At 71.9% G+C, this 17,247-nt stretch carries 17 protein-coding genes and 1 tRNA gene; 12 read left to right on the top strand and 6 right to left on the bottom strand.

Going from position 1 to position 17,247, the window contains the following annotated elements:
• Positions 1 to 5 precede the first annotated feature (5 nt).
• From KBX00_RS16335 to KBX00_RS16310, 6 genes are all read left to right on the top strand, one after another.
• The gene (locus KBX00_RS16335) at positions 6 to 734 is read left to right on the top strand and encodes a DUF4129 domain-containing protein (protein ID WP_210827815.1); all 729 of its coding nucleotides are present in this window, start codon (positions 6 to 8) and stop codon (positions 732 to 734) included.
• Positions 731 to 1,318, top strand: coding sequence for a hypothetical protein (locus KBX00_RS16330; RefSeq protein WP_210827810.1), 588 nt, complete (start codon positions 731 to 733; stop codon positions 1,316 to 1,318). Before KBX00_RS16335 ends, KBX00_RS16330 begins: the two co-directional genes overlap by 4 nt.
• A complete protein-coding gene (locus KBX00_RS16325) occupies positions 1,318 to 2,325 on the top strand; it encodes a MoxR family ATPase (protein ID WP_210827809.1) in 1,008 nt (335 codons plus the stop codon). Before KBX00_RS16330 ends, KBX00_RS16325 begins: the two co-directional genes overlap by 1 nt.
• Before the next feature lie 44 nt (positions 2,326 to 2,369).
• A complete protein-coding gene (locus tag KBX00_RS16320) occupies positions 2,370 to 3,722 on the top strand; it encodes a DUF58 domain-containing protein (protein ID WP_210827945.1) in 1,353 nt (450 codons plus the stop codon).
• A 176-nt stretch (positions 3,723 to 3,898) separates the two neighbouring features.
• Positions 3,899 to 4,462: a hypothetical protein gene (locus KBX00_RS16315; RefSeq protein ID WP_210827808.1), complete on the top strand. Its 564-nt coding sequence runs from the start codon at positions 3,899 to 3,901 to the stop codon at positions 4,460 to 4,462.
• A gap of 155 nt (positions 4,463 to 4,617) precedes the next feature.
• Positions 4,618 to 5,943, top strand: coding sequence for an NAD(P)/FAD-dependent oxidoreductase (locus KBX00_RS16310; protein WP_210827807.1), 1,326 nt, complete (start codon positions 4,618 to 4,620; stop codon positions 5,941 to 5,943).
• Between the two features lie 34 nt (positions 5,944 to 5,977).
• On the opposite strand, the gene KBX00_RS16305 is transcribed toward KBX00_RS16310, so the two are convergent.
• The gene (locus KBX00_RS16305; RefSeq protein WP_307868729.1) at positions 5,978 to 7,816 is read right to left on the bottom strand and encodes a hypothetical protein; all 1,839 of its coding nucleotides are present in this window, start codon (positions 7,814 to 7,816) and stop codon (positions 5,978 to 5,980) included.
• Between the two features lie 101 nt (positions 7,817 to 7,917).
• On the opposite strand from KBX00_RS16305, the gene KBX00_RS16300 reads away from it, so the two are divergent.
• The 4 genes from KBX00_RS16300 (at position 7,918) to KBX00_RS16285 (ending at position 9,859) form a co-directional block, all read left to right on the top strand.
• A tRNA-Leu gene (locus KBX00_RS16300) sits at positions 7,918 to 8,001 on the top strand.
• Positions 8,002 to 8,042: 41 nt separating this feature from the next.
• Positions 8,043 to 8,330 carry a hypothetical protein gene (locus tag KBX00_RS16295; RefSeq protein ID WP_210827806.1) on the top strand — a complete coding sequence of 96 codons (288 nt, stop codon included), beginning with the start codon at positions 8,043 to 8,045 and terminating at the stop codon, positions 8,328 to 8,330.
• 156 nt (positions 8,331 to 8,486) lie between these two features.
• Positions 8,487 to 9,320 carry a Bax inhibitor-1/YccA family protein gene (locus KBX00_RS16290; RefSeq protein WP_210827804.1) on the top strand — a complete coding sequence of 278 codons (834 nt, stop codon included), beginning with the start codon at positions 8,487 to 8,489 and terminating at the stop codon, positions 9,318 to 9,320.
• A gap of 197 nt (positions 9,321 to 9,517) precedes the next feature.
• Positions 9,518 to 9,859 (top strand): hypothetical protein, encoded by a 342-nt coding sequence (locus KBX00_RS16285; RefSeq protein WP_307868725.1) that lies wholly within the window; start codon positions 9,518 to 9,520, stop codon positions 9,857 to 9,859.
• A gap of 330 nt (positions 9,860 to 10,189) precedes the next feature.
• Here the strand turns inward: KBX00_RS16285 and KBX00_RS16280 are convergent, their stop codons facing one another.
• From KBX00_RS16280 to KBX00_RS16270, 3 genes are all read right to left on the bottom strand, one after another.
• On the bottom strand, positions 10,190 to 11,449 hold the full coding sequence (locus KBX00_RS16280; RefSeq protein ID WP_210827802.1) for an acetyl-CoA C-acetyltransferase: 1,260 nt from the start codon (positions 11,447 to 11,449) through the stop codon (positions 10,190 to 10,192).
• A gap of 88 nt (positions 11,450 to 11,537) precedes the next feature.
• On the bottom strand, positions 11,538 to 12,341 hold the full coding sequence (locus tag KBX00_RS16275; RefSeq protein WP_210827801.1) for an SGNH/GDSL hydrolase family protein: 804 nt from the start codon (positions 12,339 to 12,341) through the stop codon (positions 11,538 to 11,540).
• Positions 12,342 to 12,393: 52 nt separating this feature from the next.
• The gene (locus tag KBX00_RS16270) at positions 12,394 to 13,446 is read right to left on the bottom strand and encodes an SGNH/GDSL hydrolase family protein (RefSeq protein ID WP_210827800.1); all 1,053 of its coding nucleotides are present in this window, start codon (positions 13,444 to 13,446) and stop codon (positions 12,394 to 12,396) included.
• A 139-nt stretch (positions 13,447 to 13,585) separates the two neighbouring features.
• Here KBX00_RS16270 and KBX00_RS16265 point away from each other — a divergent pair, with 139 nt between their 5' ends.
• Positions 13,586 to 13,942: a YkvA family protein gene (locus KBX00_RS16265; protein WP_093406678.1), complete on the top strand. Its 357-nt coding sequence runs from the start codon at positions 13,586 to 13,588 to the stop codon at positions 13,940 to 13,942.
• 82 nt (positions 13,943 to 14,024) lie between these two features.
• Complete coding sequence (locus KBX00_RS16260; protein ID WP_210827799.1) at positions 14,025 to 15,395, top strand: cystathionine beta-synthase; 1,371 nt, start codon at positions 14,025 to 14,027, stop codon at positions 15,393 to 15,395.
• Between the two features lie 119 nt (positions 15,396 to 15,514).
• Here the strand turns inward: KBX00_RS16260 and KBX00_RS16255 are convergent, their stop codons facing one another.
• Positions 15,515 to 16,024, bottom strand: coding sequence for a GNAT family N-acetyltransferase (locus KBX00_RS16255; protein WP_210827797.1), 510 nt, complete (start codon positions 16,022 to 16,024; stop codon positions 15,515 to 15,517).
• Positions 16,021 to 16,950: a ribonuclease Z gene (locus KBX00_RS16250; protein ID WP_210827794.1), complete on the bottom strand. Its 930-nt coding sequence runs from the start codon at positions 16,948 to 16,950 to the stop codon at positions 16,021 to 16,023. The genes KBX00_RS16255 and KBX00_RS16250 overlap by 4 nt, the downstream gene beginning before the upstream one ends.
• Between the last annotated feature and the right edge of the window lie 297 nt (positions 16,951 to 17,247).

Here is a 17,247-nt window from a genome sequence, read left to right as displayed (position 1 = left end):
AACCGATGGACGTGCTTCGCAGGTGGTGGCCGGTGACGGCGGTGATTGCCCTGCTCGCCGCCGTGACCCTGGCCACCGCGCACTCGTCGATCGGCGCGAGCCGGATACCGCCCGCCGTCAAGGACGCACCCTTCGTGTTGGAGTACCCGAGCGGGGAGCCGCGTCCGTCGATTCCGGCGGAACCTCGCGAGGCCGCCGAGGAGACCCGTACCCGGATTCCGTCGTGGCTCGGCACGGTGGCGGTGGCGGTGCTCGGCCTGGCGTTGCTCGCCGCGCTCAGCTATCTGCTCTGGACCGTGGCGCGTGGGCTGGCGCGCCGGGTCACCCGGGCACTTCCTGGGCAGCCGACCCGGCGCAGCGCCGAGGGCACCGCCGCGGAGGTGGTGGCCGCCGTCGACGCCGGCCTGGTGGACCTGGACGACCAGGCCACCGACCCACGGACCGCGGTGATCGCCTGCTGGGTACGGCTCGAAGAGGCGGCCGCCGTCGCCGGGGTGCCCCGACTGACCGGCGACACCCCCACCGACCTGGTCACCCGGCTGCTCGCCGGTGATCCGTCCACCGGCGTGCCGGCGATCGTGAGCGCCGACGTGCTGGCCGGGTTCGCGAACGTCTACCGCGAGGCCCGGTACGCCACCCGCCCGGTGGACGAACGGACCCGGGACCAGGCCCGGGTGGCCCTGCGTCGGCTGCGTGGCGAACTGACCGCACTGGCCGGGGGTGAGCCGGTGTGAGCAGCACGAGTATCGACGACCTGCTCAGCTTCTCCGAGGAGCGGCCGGCCCAGTCCGAGCCGCGCCGGGGTGGACGGCTGCGTGGCGTGTTCGGCGTACTGGGTGTCACGGTGGTGGTGACCGTGGTGGCCGTCGCCGGACTTCGCGCGGTCGGGCTGCGGGTCTCGTTCCTGGTGCTGGTCACCGCCGTGGTAGCGCTGCTGGTGGTACGCCGGATCGTCGCCACCCTCGCCCCACCGACGAAGTCCGGCCAGGCGGGTTCATCGTCGCGGGGCGGCGAGGAGCCCGGCACCTACAACTGGGACGCGCGGGATGCGCTGCGCGCCGCGATCAACGGCTGGGCGACTCCCCTGGAGTGGTCCAGGACGAGCCCCGAACGGTTCACCAGCGTGATCCTGCCCCGGCTGGCCGAGTTGGCGGACGAACGGATGCGCCTGAAGTACGGCGTCACCCGCGAGTCCGATCCGAGCCGGGCCCGTACCTTGCTGGGTGACCGCCTTTCGACGTTCCTGGAGACCCCACCCCGCCGCACCCCTTCGCCGCGCGACCTCGCGGCGATCGTCGCCGAACTGGAGAAGATCTGATGAACGACGTCGGCCGGACGATGCCCCCCACCGAGGTAGGTCGCCTCGCCCGGGCCGTGCTGGACGCGGTGGGCCAGGTCGTGGTCGGCAAACGGGACGCCCTGGAGTTGGTGCTGGCCGGCATCCTCGCCGGCGGCCACGTGCTGCTCGAGGACCTGCCGGGGTTGGGCAAGACACTCACCGCGCGGTCCTTCGCCCAGGCGCTCGGCCTGGACTTCCGGCGGCTGCAGTTCACCCCCGACCTGCTGCCCGCCGACGTCACCGGCTCCTTTCTCTACGACCAGCGCAGCGGTGACTTCACCTTCCGGGCCGGGCCGGTCTTCACCAACCTGCTGCTCGCCGACGAGATCAATCGGACCCCGCCGAAGACCCAGTCGGCCTTGCTGGAGGCGATGCAGGAGAAGCAGGTTTCGGTGGAGGGCGTGACGTACCGGCTGGACGAGCCGTTCCACGTGCTGGCCACCGCCAACCCCATCGAGTACGAGGGCACCTATCCGTTGCCGGAGGCGCAGCTGGACCGGTTCCTGCTGCGGGTGTCGTTCGGTTACCCGGCACAGGACGAGGAGTGGGAGGTGCTGCGACGGCGGATGGCGCGCCGGCGGGAGGAGGCCGAGATCAAGCCGGTGGTCGACGCCGGCACGCTGCGCGCGATGCAGGCGGCGCTGGAGGACGTGGTGGTGGAGGACTCGGTGGGCCGGTACATCGTGGCGCTGACCGCGGCCACCCGCGAGCACCCGTCGGTGCTGGTCGGCGCCTCGCCGCGCGGTTCGCTGGCACTGCTGCTGCTGTCCCGGGTACGGGCGGTGCTCTCCGGGCGGGACTACGTGGTGCCCGAGGACGTGAAGGACGTCGCAGCCCCGGCGCTGGCGCACCGCATAACGCTGCGGCCGGAGATGTGGCTGCGTCGGGTCGATCCGTCCTTCGTGGTCGGTGAGGTCCTCGACGGCACCCCGGCGCCGGCCAGTGGCGCGCTGCCCAGCTACGCCGCCGGCCGGCCGGGAGACTGACCGGCGTGGGCGAGCGGAGCGAGCAGCCGGCACCGACCAACTGGATGCCCACCTGGGCGTTCGGTCGGGCGGTGCTGCTCACCGGCCTGCTCCTGGTCGCCGCGGTGCTGCTGGGACGGGTGGATCTGATCGTGCTGGCCGTCCCGTTCGCCGTCGGCACCGCGTACGCGCTGCGACGCCGACCCGTCGAGCTTCCCGGGGTCTGGCTCAGCGCCGACGAGGAACCCCTGGTGGAGGGCGGTGGCATGACCGGGACGGTCACCGTCGGCAACCCGGGTGCGGTCCCGTACGACGTGGCGGTGCTGCGTACTCGGGTCTCACCGTGGCTGCGGGTCGAACGCGCGGGTCTCGCCGGTAGCGCGGTCGTCGGCACCGACCGGCCCGCCGGTGCCGGTCGGCCGACGGTGGCGGACCGTCCGTTCGTCACGTCGGTCGCCCCGGACACCGCCGTCGACCTGGAACTGGCCGGTACCGCGCTGCGCTGGGGTCGGCATCCGCTGGGCCCGGCGGGCGCCCGGGTCGCCGCCGCGCAGGGCCTGCTGGTCTCGCGCGCGGTGGTCGTGGAACCGGTCCGGTCCAAGGTGTACCCGAAGACCGAGCCGTTCGAGGCGGTCGAGGTGATGCCCCGGGCCGCCGGGCTGGTCGGGGCCCATCACTCGCGCCGTCCCGGTGAGGGCGGTGAACTCGCCGGGGTGCGGGTCTTCGCCCCCGGTGACCGGCTGCGTCGCATCGACTGGCGGGTGTCGCTGCGGACCCGGCAACTGCACGTGGCGGCCACTCTGTCCGACCGGGACGCCGAGGTGGTCGTGCTGCTCGACGTACTGGCCGAGGCGGGTCGCTCCGGCGGGGTCACCGGTACCGCGTCGGTGCTGGACACCACGGTCCGGGCGGCCGCCGCGATCGCCGAGCACTACCTGCACCGGGGCGACCGGGTGGCACTGCTGGAGTACGGCCCGAGTGCCCGGCGGCTGCGTCCGGCCACCGGACGACGGCAGTACCTGACGGTGCTGGAGTGGCTGTTGGACGTCAAGGCCCAGTCCTCCCCGCACGAGCCGTACGACCACGTGTTCGGTCCTCAACTGCTCTCCGCGGACGCGCTGGTGGTCGTGCTCACCCCGCTGCTGGAGGAGCGGTCGGCGCAGATGCTCGCCCGGTTGGCCCGCTCGGGACGGTTCGTGGTGGCCGTCGACACGCTCCCGGCGGACCTGTCGCCACCGAAGGATCGGGGCTGGGCCGAGGTGGCGTACCGGCTGTGGCGACTGGACCGGGACACGATGATCGCGCAGTTGCGTGAGCACGGGGTGCCGGTGGTGCCGTGGGCCGGCACCGGCAGTCTCGACCAGGTGCTGCGCGACGTGGCGAGGCTCGCCTCCGCGCCCCGGGTGGGTGGCCGGTGAGCGCGAGGAATGCAGCGCAGCGGAGTCCCGCAGTCGCGAGCGAGAGGTCAGCCCGGTGAGCGCGAGGAATGCAGCGCAGCGGAGTCCCGCAGTCGCGAGCGAGAGGTCAGCCCGGTGAGCGCGAGGAATGCAGCGCAGCGGAGTCCCGCAGTCGCGAGCGAGAGGTCAGCACGGTGATGGGGTCGGTCATCGGGCGGGTCCGGGCGGTGCGTGAGGCCGCGGCGCGGATCTCCCTCACACCAGTACTGGTCCGGATGGGGATCTTCCTCAGCACGCTCGTGGGGTTGTTGCTGGCGTACCCCGCCGAGGTCGTGGTCGGGAGGGCAATGGGCCCGCTGGTGGCGGTCGCGGCGTTGCCGGCCCTGATGCCGCGTCGGCTGTGGCCGACCTTCGCCGCGCTGGTCACGGTCGGCGGGTGGTTGCTCGCCACCGACGGGTACAACCGGCCGATCGCGTTGTGGCGGCTGATGGCGGTGGCCGTGGCGCTCTACCTGACCCACACGCTCTGCGCGCTGGTGGCGGTGCTGCCGTACGACGCCGTGGTGGATCCGGACGTGATAGTGCGTTGGCTCACCCGGGCCGCCGGAGTGTTGCTCGCCACGTCGGTGCTCGGCGTGCTGCTGCTCGAACTCGCCGGTGTGCGGGCCGCCGACGGCGGCTGGCAGGCGGTCACGGTGGCCGGTCTGCTGCTGGCGGTCGGGGTGACGGCGTTGCTGGCCGGGCTGCTGCGACGCAGGTGAACCAGGGACCGTCGGGGTCGGAGTGACCGGGGGTGTCTCCGCGTCGGGGGTGACCGCGGTGGCCGCCGTTACCGGGGTCACAGCCACCTTGTGCTCGGTCACAGAAGAGGGCCGCACGCGGGATTACCGCTGTCGGTGGGGGAAAGATGGTAGGCGTGAATCCGAAGCGGATCCTTGTGGTGGGCGCCGGGCACGTCGGTCTCTACGCGGCGCTGCGCCTGTCGAAGAAGCTGAGTTCCCGTGAGGCTGAGGTCGTCGTCGTCGACCCCCAGCCGCACATGACGTACCAGCCGTTCCTGCCCGAGGCTTCGGCGGGGAACATTTCGCCCCGGCACTCCGTGGTGCCGCTGCGTCGGGAGTTGCGCCGGTGCAAGGTGGTGGCCGGTGCGGTCACCCGGATCGATCACGCGAGCCGGACCGCCACGGTGCAGCCGATCATCGGCCCGCCCCGGGAGATCACCTACGACCACGTGGTGGTCGCCCCCGGCTCGGTCTCCCGGACCCTGCCGATTCCCGGCCTGCACGAGCACGGCATCGGCTTCAAGACCATCGGTGAGGCCATCTATCTGCGCAACCACGTGCTCGAACAGCTCGACGTGGCCGCCGCCACGACCGACCCGGAGGTGCGCCGTCGGGCGCTGACCTTCGTCTTCGTCGGTGGCGGGTACGCCGGCATCGAGGCGCTGGCCGAGATGGAGGACATGGCCCGCCACGCGCTGAAGTACTACCCGGAGCTGAACACGTCGGACATGCGGTGGGTACTGGTCGAGGCCACCCAGCGGGTGCTGCCGGAGGTCGACCGGGACATGGGCGCCTACACGGTGCAGCAGTTGCTGAAGCGGGACATGGACATCCGGCTCGACACCCGGCTGGAGTCCTGCGTCGACGGGGTGGTCAAGCTCTCCGACGGGGACAGCTTCAGCGCGGACACCATCGTCTGGACCGCCGGGGTGAAGCCGTCGCCGATGCTTGACGCGACCGACTTCCCCCGCGAGGAGCGGCGCCGGGTCACCTGCCTGCCGACGTTGCAGGTGGTCGACGGCGACCGGGTGGTCGAGGGCGCCTGGAGTGCCGGCGACTGTGCCGCCGTACCGGACCTGACCAAGCCGCCGGGCAACTACTGCTCGCCGAGCGCCCAGCACGCGGTACGCCAGGCCCAGCGGATGGCCGACAACATCGTCGCCGTGATCAGGGGCCGGGCGCCGGTGCCCTACAAGCACAAGCACGTCGGCAGCGTGGCCAGCCTCGGCCTGCACAAGGGAGTGGCGCAGGTCTACGGCATCAAGATGACCGGCTGGCCGGCGTGGTTCATGCACCGGACGTACCACATGAGCCGGATCCCGTCGCTGAACCGGAAGGTCCGGGTCGTGGTCGACTGGACGCTGGCGTTCGTGCTCAAGCGTGAGGTGGTGGCCCTCGGCCAGCTGCACGACCCGCGTGAGGAGTTCGCCGAGGCGTCCCAGCCACAGGCGAAGGTGTGAGTCCCACGTGGGGCGCCGTCGGCGCCCCACGTGCTCAGACCCGCCAGTACCAGGCGTCGCTGAGTCGGGACGACGGGCCGTAGAGCGCCTCCAAGGTCAGCCGCAGGCTGTCGGCGTGCGCGGTATCGGCGGCCAGCACCACGCACGAGGCACCCCAGTGTTCGACGTCCGCCGCGGCACGGCGGCGCTGCTCGTCGCCGACGACCGGGCGGAGGCCGCTGCGGGCCACCTCGGCCAGCAGGGTGGAGGTGGGTCGCGGGGCGACGCCCATCGAGGCGCTGCCGCCCCGGCCGTGTGGGCCGATGAAGAAGCCCTGCGGCATGCTGAAGTTGGCGTTGGCGGCGGTCGCCCACCGCATCGGCCACGGCTCCTTGGGGGTGGCCAGTGGCACCGGTACCAGCACCCCGCCCGGCTCGACACAGGTGCGCCAGTGGCCGGCGGTGACGAACGCCGGCACCGGCGGTCGGTGCGCGGTGGGCAGCGCCGCCGGGATCAGCGGTACCACCGCCGCGGCGACCGCGACAAGCGTCAGCCGGCGGGTCCGGCCCGTGCCGCGTAGCGCCCGGTCGACCGCCAGCACCAGCAGCGTCGCGATCAGCGGCGGTACGGCCAGGGCGAACCGCATCGGCAGCGCGCCGTCGACCACCGGCAGGCCGCCGAGCAGCGCGTACGGCCCGGGCAGGCCGGTGCCTTCGCCGTCGAGGACCACCTCGGGGCCGAGCGAGAGCGCACCCATCACCAGAATGCCGGCGGTGCAGGCCAGCACCAGCGGACGACGCCCCAGCCAGACAGCGCAGCCGACGGTGACCACCAGCAGCGGCCAGCCCAGGAAGGTGTTGTACTCGGCCGGTCCGGTGCTCAGCTGGGCGGAACGTTCGTCCCCGACCAGGGACAGCGGTGAGATCGCCCACCAGCTGCGCAGGTCGGCCGAGAAGTAGTGCGGGCTGAACATGCCGTCGGCGACGCCGAGCGGGCCGGCGAACTGGAACCACAACGGCCGGGCGAGCACCAGCAGGGCCGCACCGGTGGCGAGGGCCATCGCACCGGCGAAGGCGGGCAACGCCCGACGGGCCAGGTCACGATCCACGACGATCATCGTCGCCGCCATCACCAGCAGGGTGAGCGCGGCGAGGAACAGCACCTCCTCGCCGATGAACACCTGGGCGGAGACGGCGGCGGCCAGCCCGAGCGCGGAGGTGGTCAGCCGGCGTCGGTCGGGCCCGCCGGTAGCCGCCCCAGCGGCGGGGTCGGCCGCCCGGAGCAGGCGCACGACCAGCCAGACGATGACCGGTAGCAGCCACTGCGCCGTCATGTGCAGATGGCTGTTGCTCTGGGACACCATGCCCGGGGCGAAGCCGCACAGCGCACCGCCCAGCGTGGCGGCGGCCTGGCGGGCGCGCAGTGTACGGCTGAACAGGAGGTACCAGGCGGTCGCGGTGCCGGCGAGGTTGAGCGTCACGAGCAGGGCGAAGGTGACCGGAGCGCCGAACAGCAGGGTGACCGGGGCGAACAGCACGCCGAGCGCGATGACCGACGTGTTGGCCATCAGGTTGACCCCGTCGGGCGCGTTGAGCCGGTCGGTGGACAGGCCGAAGTCGCCAAGCAGCGCCCGCGCGTCGACGGCCAGGAACCACTCGTAGAGCACCTGGTCCTCGGGGTTGAGGGCGAGCACCAGTCCGGTCGGGTCGGCCCAGAGCCGGTGGGTGAGCGTGCCGGCGAGCGCCGCGAAGAACAGCCCTACCAGCAGGTCGGTCCGATACCGGGCGACCGCCCGAGCCCACCGGGTGAGCCGCAGCCGGCGTACCCGGGCGAGCGGATGATCCGCCTGTGTTGCCACGTCGTCGTTGGGGGCGATGGGTGCGCGGCTGCTCACGGCCTCGACCCTAGCGGCGGTGCTCGGCGGGGGACGCCGCAGTGCCGACGAACCCGCTACCGTGGCACTGCACCGTACGTGCCGGCACGCCGGTGTCACCCGCCCGGGTGGTGGAAAGGCAGACACGGCCGCCTTAAAAGCGGCTGCCGCAAGGCGTGCGGGTTCGACCCCCGCCCCGGGCACCACCTTCGGGGCGATCGATGGATTTCGCCAGGAGGGCGATCGTATGCCGCAGAAAGTCACCCCCCGCGCCATGTTCAGAGCCGGAATCGCCCTGCTCGTCGTCGCGGTCCTGGCCCGGACGCTCCTGGACGACGCGATGGTCTCGATCAGTGACCTGTTCCGCGTCGGCACACTGGGCTACGGCCCGGCCTTTCTCGTCACGAGCGTGGTGGCGACGCTATCGACCGCACTGGGCGCCGCCGTGCTTGCCGGTGCGTTCGTTCTGCAGGGCGTGTTGAGCAGGATCACAGACTCCCAGGAAGGCAGCGAGGACCGATGGGAGGAGCACTGAGGGTGCGGCACGAGGTGGGCTGGCCCACTGCTCAGCTGCCGGCCGGGCTCAGCTCTCAGCTTTCCCTCAGCTTGGCGATCTCCAAGGACTGGCCGGGACGTTTACTCTTGTATGGCACGTTGACGTGCAACGAGACCCCCTGAGGGAGGCCAGACAGTGAAGACTTCGAACCCGGTGCTCGCCCGGCTTGGTCAGGCGGCCGAGCGGGAGCGGGCCGCCGGGTACGCCCCGTCCGGGCCGTACGGACAGCCCGGCTACCCCCAGCAGGTTCCGCCGCAGGCCGGCTACCCCGGCGCGCCCGGCTTTCCGTCGGCCCCACCGGCGGTCACCCCCATGTCGATCGACGACGTGGTGGTCAAGACGGTCACCCTCCTGGCCATCGTCGGCGTGGCTGCCGCGGCCGCGTGGGCGCTGGTGCCGGACGCGCTGCTCGGTGTCGCCTGGATCGGTGCGGCCATCGTCGGCCTGGTGCTCGGCCTGATCATTTCGTTCTCCCGGATGGCGAACCCGGCGCTCGTCGTCGCGTACGCCGTCGTCGAGGGTGTCCTCGTCGGTGCGGTGAGCAAGTTCTTCGAATCGCTGTACGACGGCATCGTGCTCCAGGCGGTGACCGCGACCTTCGGTGTCTTCTTCGTGATGGCCATGCTCTACAAGGCGCGGGTCATCCGGGCGACGCCGAAGTTCGTCAAGGGCATGATCGCGGTGATGGCGGGCCTGTTCGCCGTCATGATGATCAACCTGGTGCTGGCGCTCTTCGGCGTCAACACCGGTCTGCGTGACGGCAGTCCGCTGGCCATCGGGTTCAGCATCGTCTGCATCGTGGTCGCCTCGCTGAGCTTCGTGCTCAGCTTCAAGGAGGTCGAGGACGGTGTCCGGATGGGCCTGCCGCAGCGCTACTCGTGGGTGGCCGCGTTCGGCATCCTGGTCAGCCTGATCTGGCTCTACATCGAGATGCTGCGCCTGCTCAGCTACTTCCAGGGCGACGACTGACCTCGCCGCCCAACGACCGACCGGCGCCCGCCCCAACCCGGGGCGGGCGCCGTCGTCTCCCCACCCCAGTCCCCGCTCTCCCTCTGCGCCGATCATGCAGTTGTGGCACTGGACAGGTCGGGCGTAAGCGGAGGAATCGACGAACGCAACTGCACGATCGGCGGTGGGTTGGAGGGTCGGTGCGTAGAGTGCGGGGGGTGGCGGGTGTTGGCGGGAGTGAGCCAGAGGCGGAGGTTGTGCGGGGGGTGGAGTTGTTGGTGCGGCAGGTCAGCCACTGGCAGCAGCCCCGGTGGTCGGCCGCGGCATCGGTCGGCAACGTGTCCCGGGCGGATCTGGTGCACCGGCTGGTCCAGGAAATCGCAAACCTTGCCGCGGATGCGGAAGGACAGCCACGACGAGACGTGCCCCGGCTCGATAACGACCTCGCCCTGCCCGACCAGCTCCGGGTGGTCGCCGCCGACCTGCTTGCCGCGGACCCGAGCCAGGAGGCCCTGACCCGGGCCGCCACCGAGGTGACCGCGACCCGGACCGCGCTCTAGACCCGGCTTGACCGGCCCGACCATCCCGGGCCGAGCCGACCGGGCCGACCATCCCGGGCCGAGCCGACCATCCCGGGCCGACCGGGCCGTGGAGACGTCGGCCGGCCCAACGGCCCCACATGCAGTCGCGACATGCGGCAAACGGGGGTCTCCCGCCGGCCTGATGGCCCAAGATGCCGCATGTCGCGAACCGCCGACCGCGAACCGCCGACCGCGAACCGTCGACCGCGAACCGCCGACCGTGAACCGTCGACCGTGAACCGCCGACCGTGAACCGTCGACCGTGACTGCGACCGCTGGCCAAACGCCGGCCGGTGGCCAGGCGAGGCGTCAGCTCAGGCGCTCGATGACCATCGCCATGCCCTGGCCGCCACCGACGCACATGGTCTCAAGGCCGATGGTCTTGTCGTGCCACTGCAGGGCGTTGAGCAGGGTGCCGGTGATCCGGGCACCGGTCATCCCGAACGGGTGACCGACGGCGATCGCGCCGCCCATCACGTTGAGCTTCTCCTCCGGGATGCCGAGCTGGCGGTACGACGGAATGACCTGGGCGGCGAACGCCTCGTTGATCTCGACCAGGTCCACGTCGTCGATGGTCATCCCGGCACGTCCGAGTGCCTGCCGACTCGCCTCCACCGGACCGAGGCCCATGATCTCCGGTGACAACGCGGTGACACCGGTGGAGACGATCCGCGCCAGCGGAGTCACGCCCAGTTCCTCGGCCCGCTGGGCGCTCATCACGATCACCGCGGCGGCCCCGTCGTTGAGTGGGCAGCAGTTGCCGGCGGTGATCCGGCCGTCCGGACGGAAGACCGGCTTCAGTTCGGCGACCGCCTCCAGGGTGACCCCGGCCCGGGGGCCGTCGTCGGTGCTGACCACCGTGCCGTCGGGCGTGGTGACCGGGGTGATCTCCCGGGCCCAGAAGCCGTCCGCGATCGCCTTCTCGGCCAGGTTCTGGCTGCGTACGCCAAAGGCATCCATGTCCGCACGGCTCACGTCGTACACCTGGGCGAGATTCTCGGCGGTCTGTCCCATGGCCAGGTACACATCGGGCAGGGAGTCCTCCTCGCGCGGGTCGGTCCAGACCGGCGCGCCGGCCTCGGCACGGGCCTGCGACCGCTCGCGGGCCGACGCGAAGCGAGGGTTCTCCCATCCGCCGAGCAGGGCCTGAGCCTCTGGCGGCAGGCCGTCGGAGCTGCCGCGCGCGTACCGGGAGACCAGCTCGACCCCGGCGGAGACGAAGACGTCGCCCTCACCGGCCCGGATCGCGTGCATGGCCATCCGCGTCGTCTGCAACGAGGAGGCGCAGTAGCGGGTGAGGGTCGCCCCGGGCAGGCCGTCGAGACCCATCAGCACGGCCACCACGCGAGCCATGTTGAAACCCTGTTCCCCGCCGGGCAGGCCGCACCCGAGGTAGAGGTCGTCTATCTGTCGCGGGTCGAGCTGCGGGACCTTGTCCAGGGCCGCCTGCACGATGCCGGCGGCCAGATCGTCCGGGCGGAGATCCCGTAGGGACCCCTTGTGGGCCCGGCCGATGGGGGAGCGGGCGGTGGCGACGATGACGGCGTCGCGGGACGACTCAATCGGCATACGGTCACGCTAACTCGCCGGTAACTTGCGGCGGAAGTTTTCTGGTGCCCGGGAAATGTCACCCCGGGCACCAGCACGAGCCGGCCGGTCAGTGACGTGGGGTGACGGCGGCTGCGGCGACCACCGCGGGCAGCAGAGCATGCGCCCAGACCCGGTATCCGTCGGCGGAGGGGTGGTAGCCGTCGTGGCAGAAGGTGCCGGCATCGGCCCGGAACACCGGGCCCGTCTCGGTGGCCAGATCGACCACTGCTCCCCCGGCGTCGAGCACCGCACCGGTCTGTGCCCGGGCGACGCGGCGCCCCAGCCAGCCGACGACCTGCCGCAGAGGCGACGCGATCGCGCGTACCGCGCCGAGATCCGGGCAGGTGCCGACCACGACCTCGACACCGGCGTGACGCAGCCGGTGCACGGCCGCGCCGAGGTAGGCGGCGGCCTCGGCCGGGCGGCGCATGCTCGTCACGTCGTTGGCTCCGACCAGGACGACCGCCACGTCCGGCCGCTCGCCGAGCAGCGCCCGGGCCACCTGGGTGGCCAGGTCGGTCGAGCGTGAGCCGGAGACACCGACGCTCGACAGGTGAACCTGACGCCCGTCCGGCCCCTCGGCGAGCAGCTCCGCCAACTGCCCGCCGATGGTGTCGCCGAGCCGGTCCACGCCGACGCCGAGGGCGGCGGAGTCGCCGAGCAGCACCAGGCGTAGCGGTGGGGCGCCGGCTCGGCCGACGGTGGCCCGCAGGGCCAGGCCGAGTTCCGGCTGGGCGTAACGGCGGTTGCTCGCCACCACGGCCTCGCCCGCGAGCACGGCGGCCCCGCCGAGCGCGCCAGCGAGCAGAGAGTACGCGGCGGTGCGGGCCACCCGCACGGCGACGCGGTCGGCGGGAGGAAGACCGGTCATGGCACCAACCTCCGGCCGGCGCCGGAGCCGAACCGACTCCTGATCCGCTCGGTCATGAGAATCCTTCCACTGCGGGTGACTCGACGGTGGGGGCTGCCTGCGGCGTCGAACCGACACCGAAAAGTCCCCGCCGGCGCAGCTGCGCCCAACGGCCGGCCGGGCCGCTTTCGCTGCCGCGAACCTGGGTACCGCTGACCTCCGTCCCCGGGTGCCGAGCCGCCTCCTGCGCGGCCTTCGGCAACGACCGTACGCCTTCGAGACGCGTTGGCGTAGGCCTGCGTTCGCCGCCGTGCCCGAGCGCGGAGAGCACCGTCGGCAACAGGGCTGCCGCGGCCGCCGCGTACCCGTCGGCGGAGGGGTGGAACCGGTCCCAGGCGAACATCCGCCCCGGCTCGGCGGTGAACCGGGGGCCGAGCAGGTCGCCGAGGGAGACCGTCCAACCTCCGGCCGACACCACCGCGACCGTCTGCGCCGCAGCGAGTTGCCGGCTCCACCGGCGGGCCAGCCAGCGCAGTGGCGGTTGGATGGGTCGGATCGCGCCGAGGTCCGGGCAGGTGCCGACGACCACCTCGGCACCGGCCGCGCGCAGCGCCCGGACCCCCTCGACGAGGTAGCGCACGGCCAGGGCCGGCGGCGTGCGGTTGGTGACGTCGTTGCCACCGATGAGGATGACCGCGACGTCGGGATCGCACTCCAGAGCCGCCTCCACCTGGAACTTCAAGCCGGCCGAGATGGCGCCGACCACCGCGAAGCGGTGCAACCGCACGGGCCGCCGGAGGCGCCGGGACAGGCCGGTGGCCAACAACGCGCCCGGCGTCTCACGGCGTCGGTGCACGCCGTAACCGGCGGCCGACGAGTCACCGAGAATGACCATGGTGATCGGGGGCCCGGGAAACTTCGGGCCGTAGATGCCGTCGCAGCGTGGTGGCGGCGCCTCGGCCATCGGGATGGTGCGCCGGGCCTGCCGGGCCTGACCGAGAAGCACACCCGTCGTCGCCGCCGCGGCCGCCACCGTGGCGCCCGTGCCGACGGCGGCCAGCCGGGCCACCCGCAGGGCGCGCTGCCAGCGCGGACGATCCGGTACGACGGAACCAGCGACCCCCATACCGTGACATTAGCGCGCCCGTCTGACGCCCTGCTGTCGTCGTTGCGGCGCTGCGGTGCCTGGAAATCGACCGTCCTGGGTACTTGGGTGGACGGTGTTGCGGCGGCGCGTCACGCTGCACGTGGAGAGGAGCACGACGATGGCTAAGACGTTGAAGCGAGGTGCCGCGTTCGTGGCGCTCGCGCGGGCGATGACGGCCGGTGCCCGGGGCGGGCCGTCGCTCGGCGCCCGGATCGGGGCGCTGCCCAGGATGATCGCGGCCACCGCGCGTGGCCAGTACGACGGCGGGTTGCGCCTGGCCATGATGACCGCCGCCACGGCGTACATCGTCTCGCCGATCGACGCGGTACCGGAAATGTTCCTCGCCGTGTTCGGGCTGATCGATGACGCGGTGATGGTCACCTGGCTGGCTGGTTCGGTGCTTGCCGAGACCGAGCGCTTCCTGGAGTGGGAGGCACGTCGCAGCACCGTGGTCCCCGGCCACGTGGTGCCCTGACCGACGTACTCTGGGCGGGAATTCCACCTGGTTCACCCGCCCGGCCTGGCGTGCCGGTGCCGGAGCGAAAGGGCACAACGAGGTGCAGTACTACGACAACGTCGTCGAAATGATCGGCAACACGCCGCTGGTACGGCTACGCAACGTCGCCGAGGGCATCCGGGCGACGGTGCTGGCGAAGGTGGAGTACCTCAACCCTGGCGGGTCGGTGAAGGACCGGATCGCGCTGCGCATGGTGGAGGACGCCGAGGCGGCGGGGATTCTGCGCCCGGGCGGCACCATCGTCGAGCCGACCAGCGGCAACACCGGCGTCGGGCTGGCCCTGGTGGCCCAGCTCAAGGGCTACCGCTGCGTGTTCGTCTGCCCCGACAAGGTCAGCCAGGACAAGCAGGACGTGCTGCGGGCGTACGGCGCCGAGGTGGTGGTCTGCCCGACGGCCGTCGCGCCGGAGGACCCGCGCTCGTACTACAACGTCTCCGACCGGCTGGCCCGGGAGATCCCCGGCGCATGGAAGCCCAACCAGTACGCCAACCCGGCGAACCCTCGCTCGCACTACGAGACGACCGGCCCGGAGCTGTGGCAGCAGACCGAGGGACGGATCACCCACTTCGTGGCCGGGGTGGGCACCGGCGGCACCATCTCCGGCATCGGGCGCTACCTGAAGGAGGCGTCCAACGGCGCCGTCAAGGTCATCGGTGCCGACCCGGAGGGCTCGGTCTACTCCGGCGGCACTGGTCGGCCGTACCTGGTCGAGGGGGTCGGCGAGGACTTCTGGCCGGAGACGTACGACCGGAGCGTGGCCGACCAGATCATCGAGGTCTCGGACAAGCAGTCCTTCGAGATGACCCGGCGGCTGGCCCGCGAGGAGGGCCTGCTCGTCGGTGGCTCCTGCGGCATGGCGGCGGTCGCGGCGCTGGAGGTGGCGCGTACCGCCGGCCCGGACGACGTGGTCGTGGTGCTGCTGCCGGACGGCGGCCGGGGCTATCTCTCCAAGATCTTCAACGACGCCTGGATGGCGCGCTACGGCTTCCTCGACGCCTCCGGCTCGGAGCCCACCGTCGCGGAGGCCCTGGCCGGCAAGCCGGGCGGCCTGCCCGAACTGGTCCACGTGCATCCGACCGAGACGGTTCGCGACGCCATCGACTACATGCGCGAGTACGGCGTCTCGCAGCTGCCGGTGCTCAAGGCCGAGCCGCCGGTGGTGACCGGCGAGGTGGCCGGCTCGATCGCCGAGAAGGATCTGCTCGACGCGCTCTTCACCGGCCAGGCACACCTGCACGACACCATCGAGCGGCACATGGGCCCGCTGCTGCCGATGATCGGCGGGGGCCAGCCGGTCAGCGAGGCGGTGAACCTGCTGGAGAAGTCCGACGCCGCCCTGGTCCTGATCGACGGCAAACCCAAGGGCGTCCTCACCCGCCAGGACCTCCTAGCCCACCTAGGCGCCCGCTGACCACCCCCCAACCCCCACCCAACCCGCGTTGATCATGAGGTTGGCGGCATCGTGGAGATCGAACACTGCCGCTAACCTCATGGTCAACGGGGACGGTGGGGGTGGGTGGGGGAGGGAGGTTAGAGGGGGCGGGTGTAGCGCAGTTGGGGGGTCTGGGTGGTGCCGATGAGGTCCAGACGTTCTGTGCCGGTGGGGGACCAGCCGCCGCGTTCGTAGAAGCGGCGGGCGTGGCCGTTGTCACGCAGCACCCAGAGGACCGCGCGGCGACAGCCGCGCACCCGCATGGCGTCCAGCGCGTCGAGCATCAGCGCTCGACCGATTCCCCGGCCACGCTCGGCCGGCTCCAGGTGGATGGCGTTGAGCAGGCCGGTCGCCGGGGCACCCTCGTCGTCGGGGCCGAGGTAGCTGAAGCCGGCGAGTGTGCCGTCCCGCTCGGCCACGGTCATCCGGTGGTCGGCCCGCTCCCAGACCCAACGCTGCACCCAGTACTCACCCATCGCCTCCGGGGTCGGGTCGGCAAGTGCCTCGGGTGACAGGAACGACGAATACGTAGCGACCCGGGAACGTTGGTGGAGCCGGCCCACCGCCATCAGATCGTCGGCGGTCGCGGGACGCAGCGTGACGGTCACTCGACCGAGGGTACCCGTCGGGGTGGCACCTGAACCGTGGTCAGATCCTCGGCGATCACCAGGTCCCCGTCGAAGTGCCGGCGGGCCTCGTCGGCGAAGCGGGCCGGGTCGGCGTACCGCTGGGAGAAGTGGGTGAGCACGAGTCGGCGTACCCCCGACTCGGCCGCGACCTGCGCGGCCTGGCCGGCGGTCAGGTGCCCGACCTCGGCGGCGAGCGCGGCCTCCGACTCCAGGAACGTCGACTCGATGACCAGCAGGTCGGCGTGCTCGGCCAGCGCGTACACCCCGTCGCAGAGGCCGGTGTCCATCACGAAGGCGAACCGCTGCCCCGGCCGTGGCGTGCTCACCTCCTCCCGGGTGACGCGACGCCCGTCGAGGTCGAGGTGGCCGGCGCGCAGCAGCTCACCGACCGCCGGCCCGGCGATGCCGTACGCGGCCAGCTTCTCCGGCAGCATCCGGCACCCGTCCGGTTCCAGCAGCCGATAGCCGTACGTCTCGATGGGGTGCCGCAGCCGACGCGCCTCCAGCGTCCCGCAGCGCAGCGCGATCCGTTGCCCGTCGGCCTCGATCGGGGTGACGGCCAGGTCGGCGGTCTCGTGGAAGGAACTGGCGTGCCGCAGCCGGGCGAAGTAGTCGGCACCGCCGGCCGGGAAGTGCACCGCCACCGGATGCGGCACCCGGTCCAGCGACAGCCGCTGGATGGTGCCGGGCAGGCCGAGACAGTGGTCGCCGTGGAAGTGGGTGACGCAGATCCGGGTCAGGTCGGTGGCGGTGACGCCGGTGTGCAGCAGCTGCCGCTGGCTGCCCTCGCCGGGGTCGAAGAGGATCACCTCGTCGTCCCACCGCAGCACGTACCCGTTGTGGTTGCGGAGCCGGGTGGGCGCCTGGCTCGCCGTGCCGAGCACCACCAGCTCACGCATGGACACGGCCGCCTCCGGTACGAATGAAGCGACCCCCGGGGCTTCCGCGCTGACGCGGGCCGACTGGACTGGGTCGGCACCCCGGGGGTCGGGTGGCTGTCGTGGTTTCGCCGCACCGCTGCCACACGGTCTCGACGACTCTTACCGTGCCCGTCCCGAGGGACGGGCTGTCACTGTCGAGGACAGCGGCTAGCGGACAGCCACCTCACGAGTCCGATTGCTATACAAGTCTGGACCACCTCCTTTCCCGTGTACCGTCACGCTATCCAGCCGCCGGCCCACCGGCAACGGATTTCGATCACA

The sequence above is a fragment of the Micromonospora sp. C95 genome (assembly GCF_018070465.1).
Taxonomy (GTDB): Bacteria; Actinomycetota; Actinomycetes; order Mycobacteriales; family Micromonosporaceae; genus Micromonospora.
The sequence above is the reverse complement of the archived record's forward strand: the minus strand, read 5'-3'. Positions and strand labels throughout refer to the sequence as shown.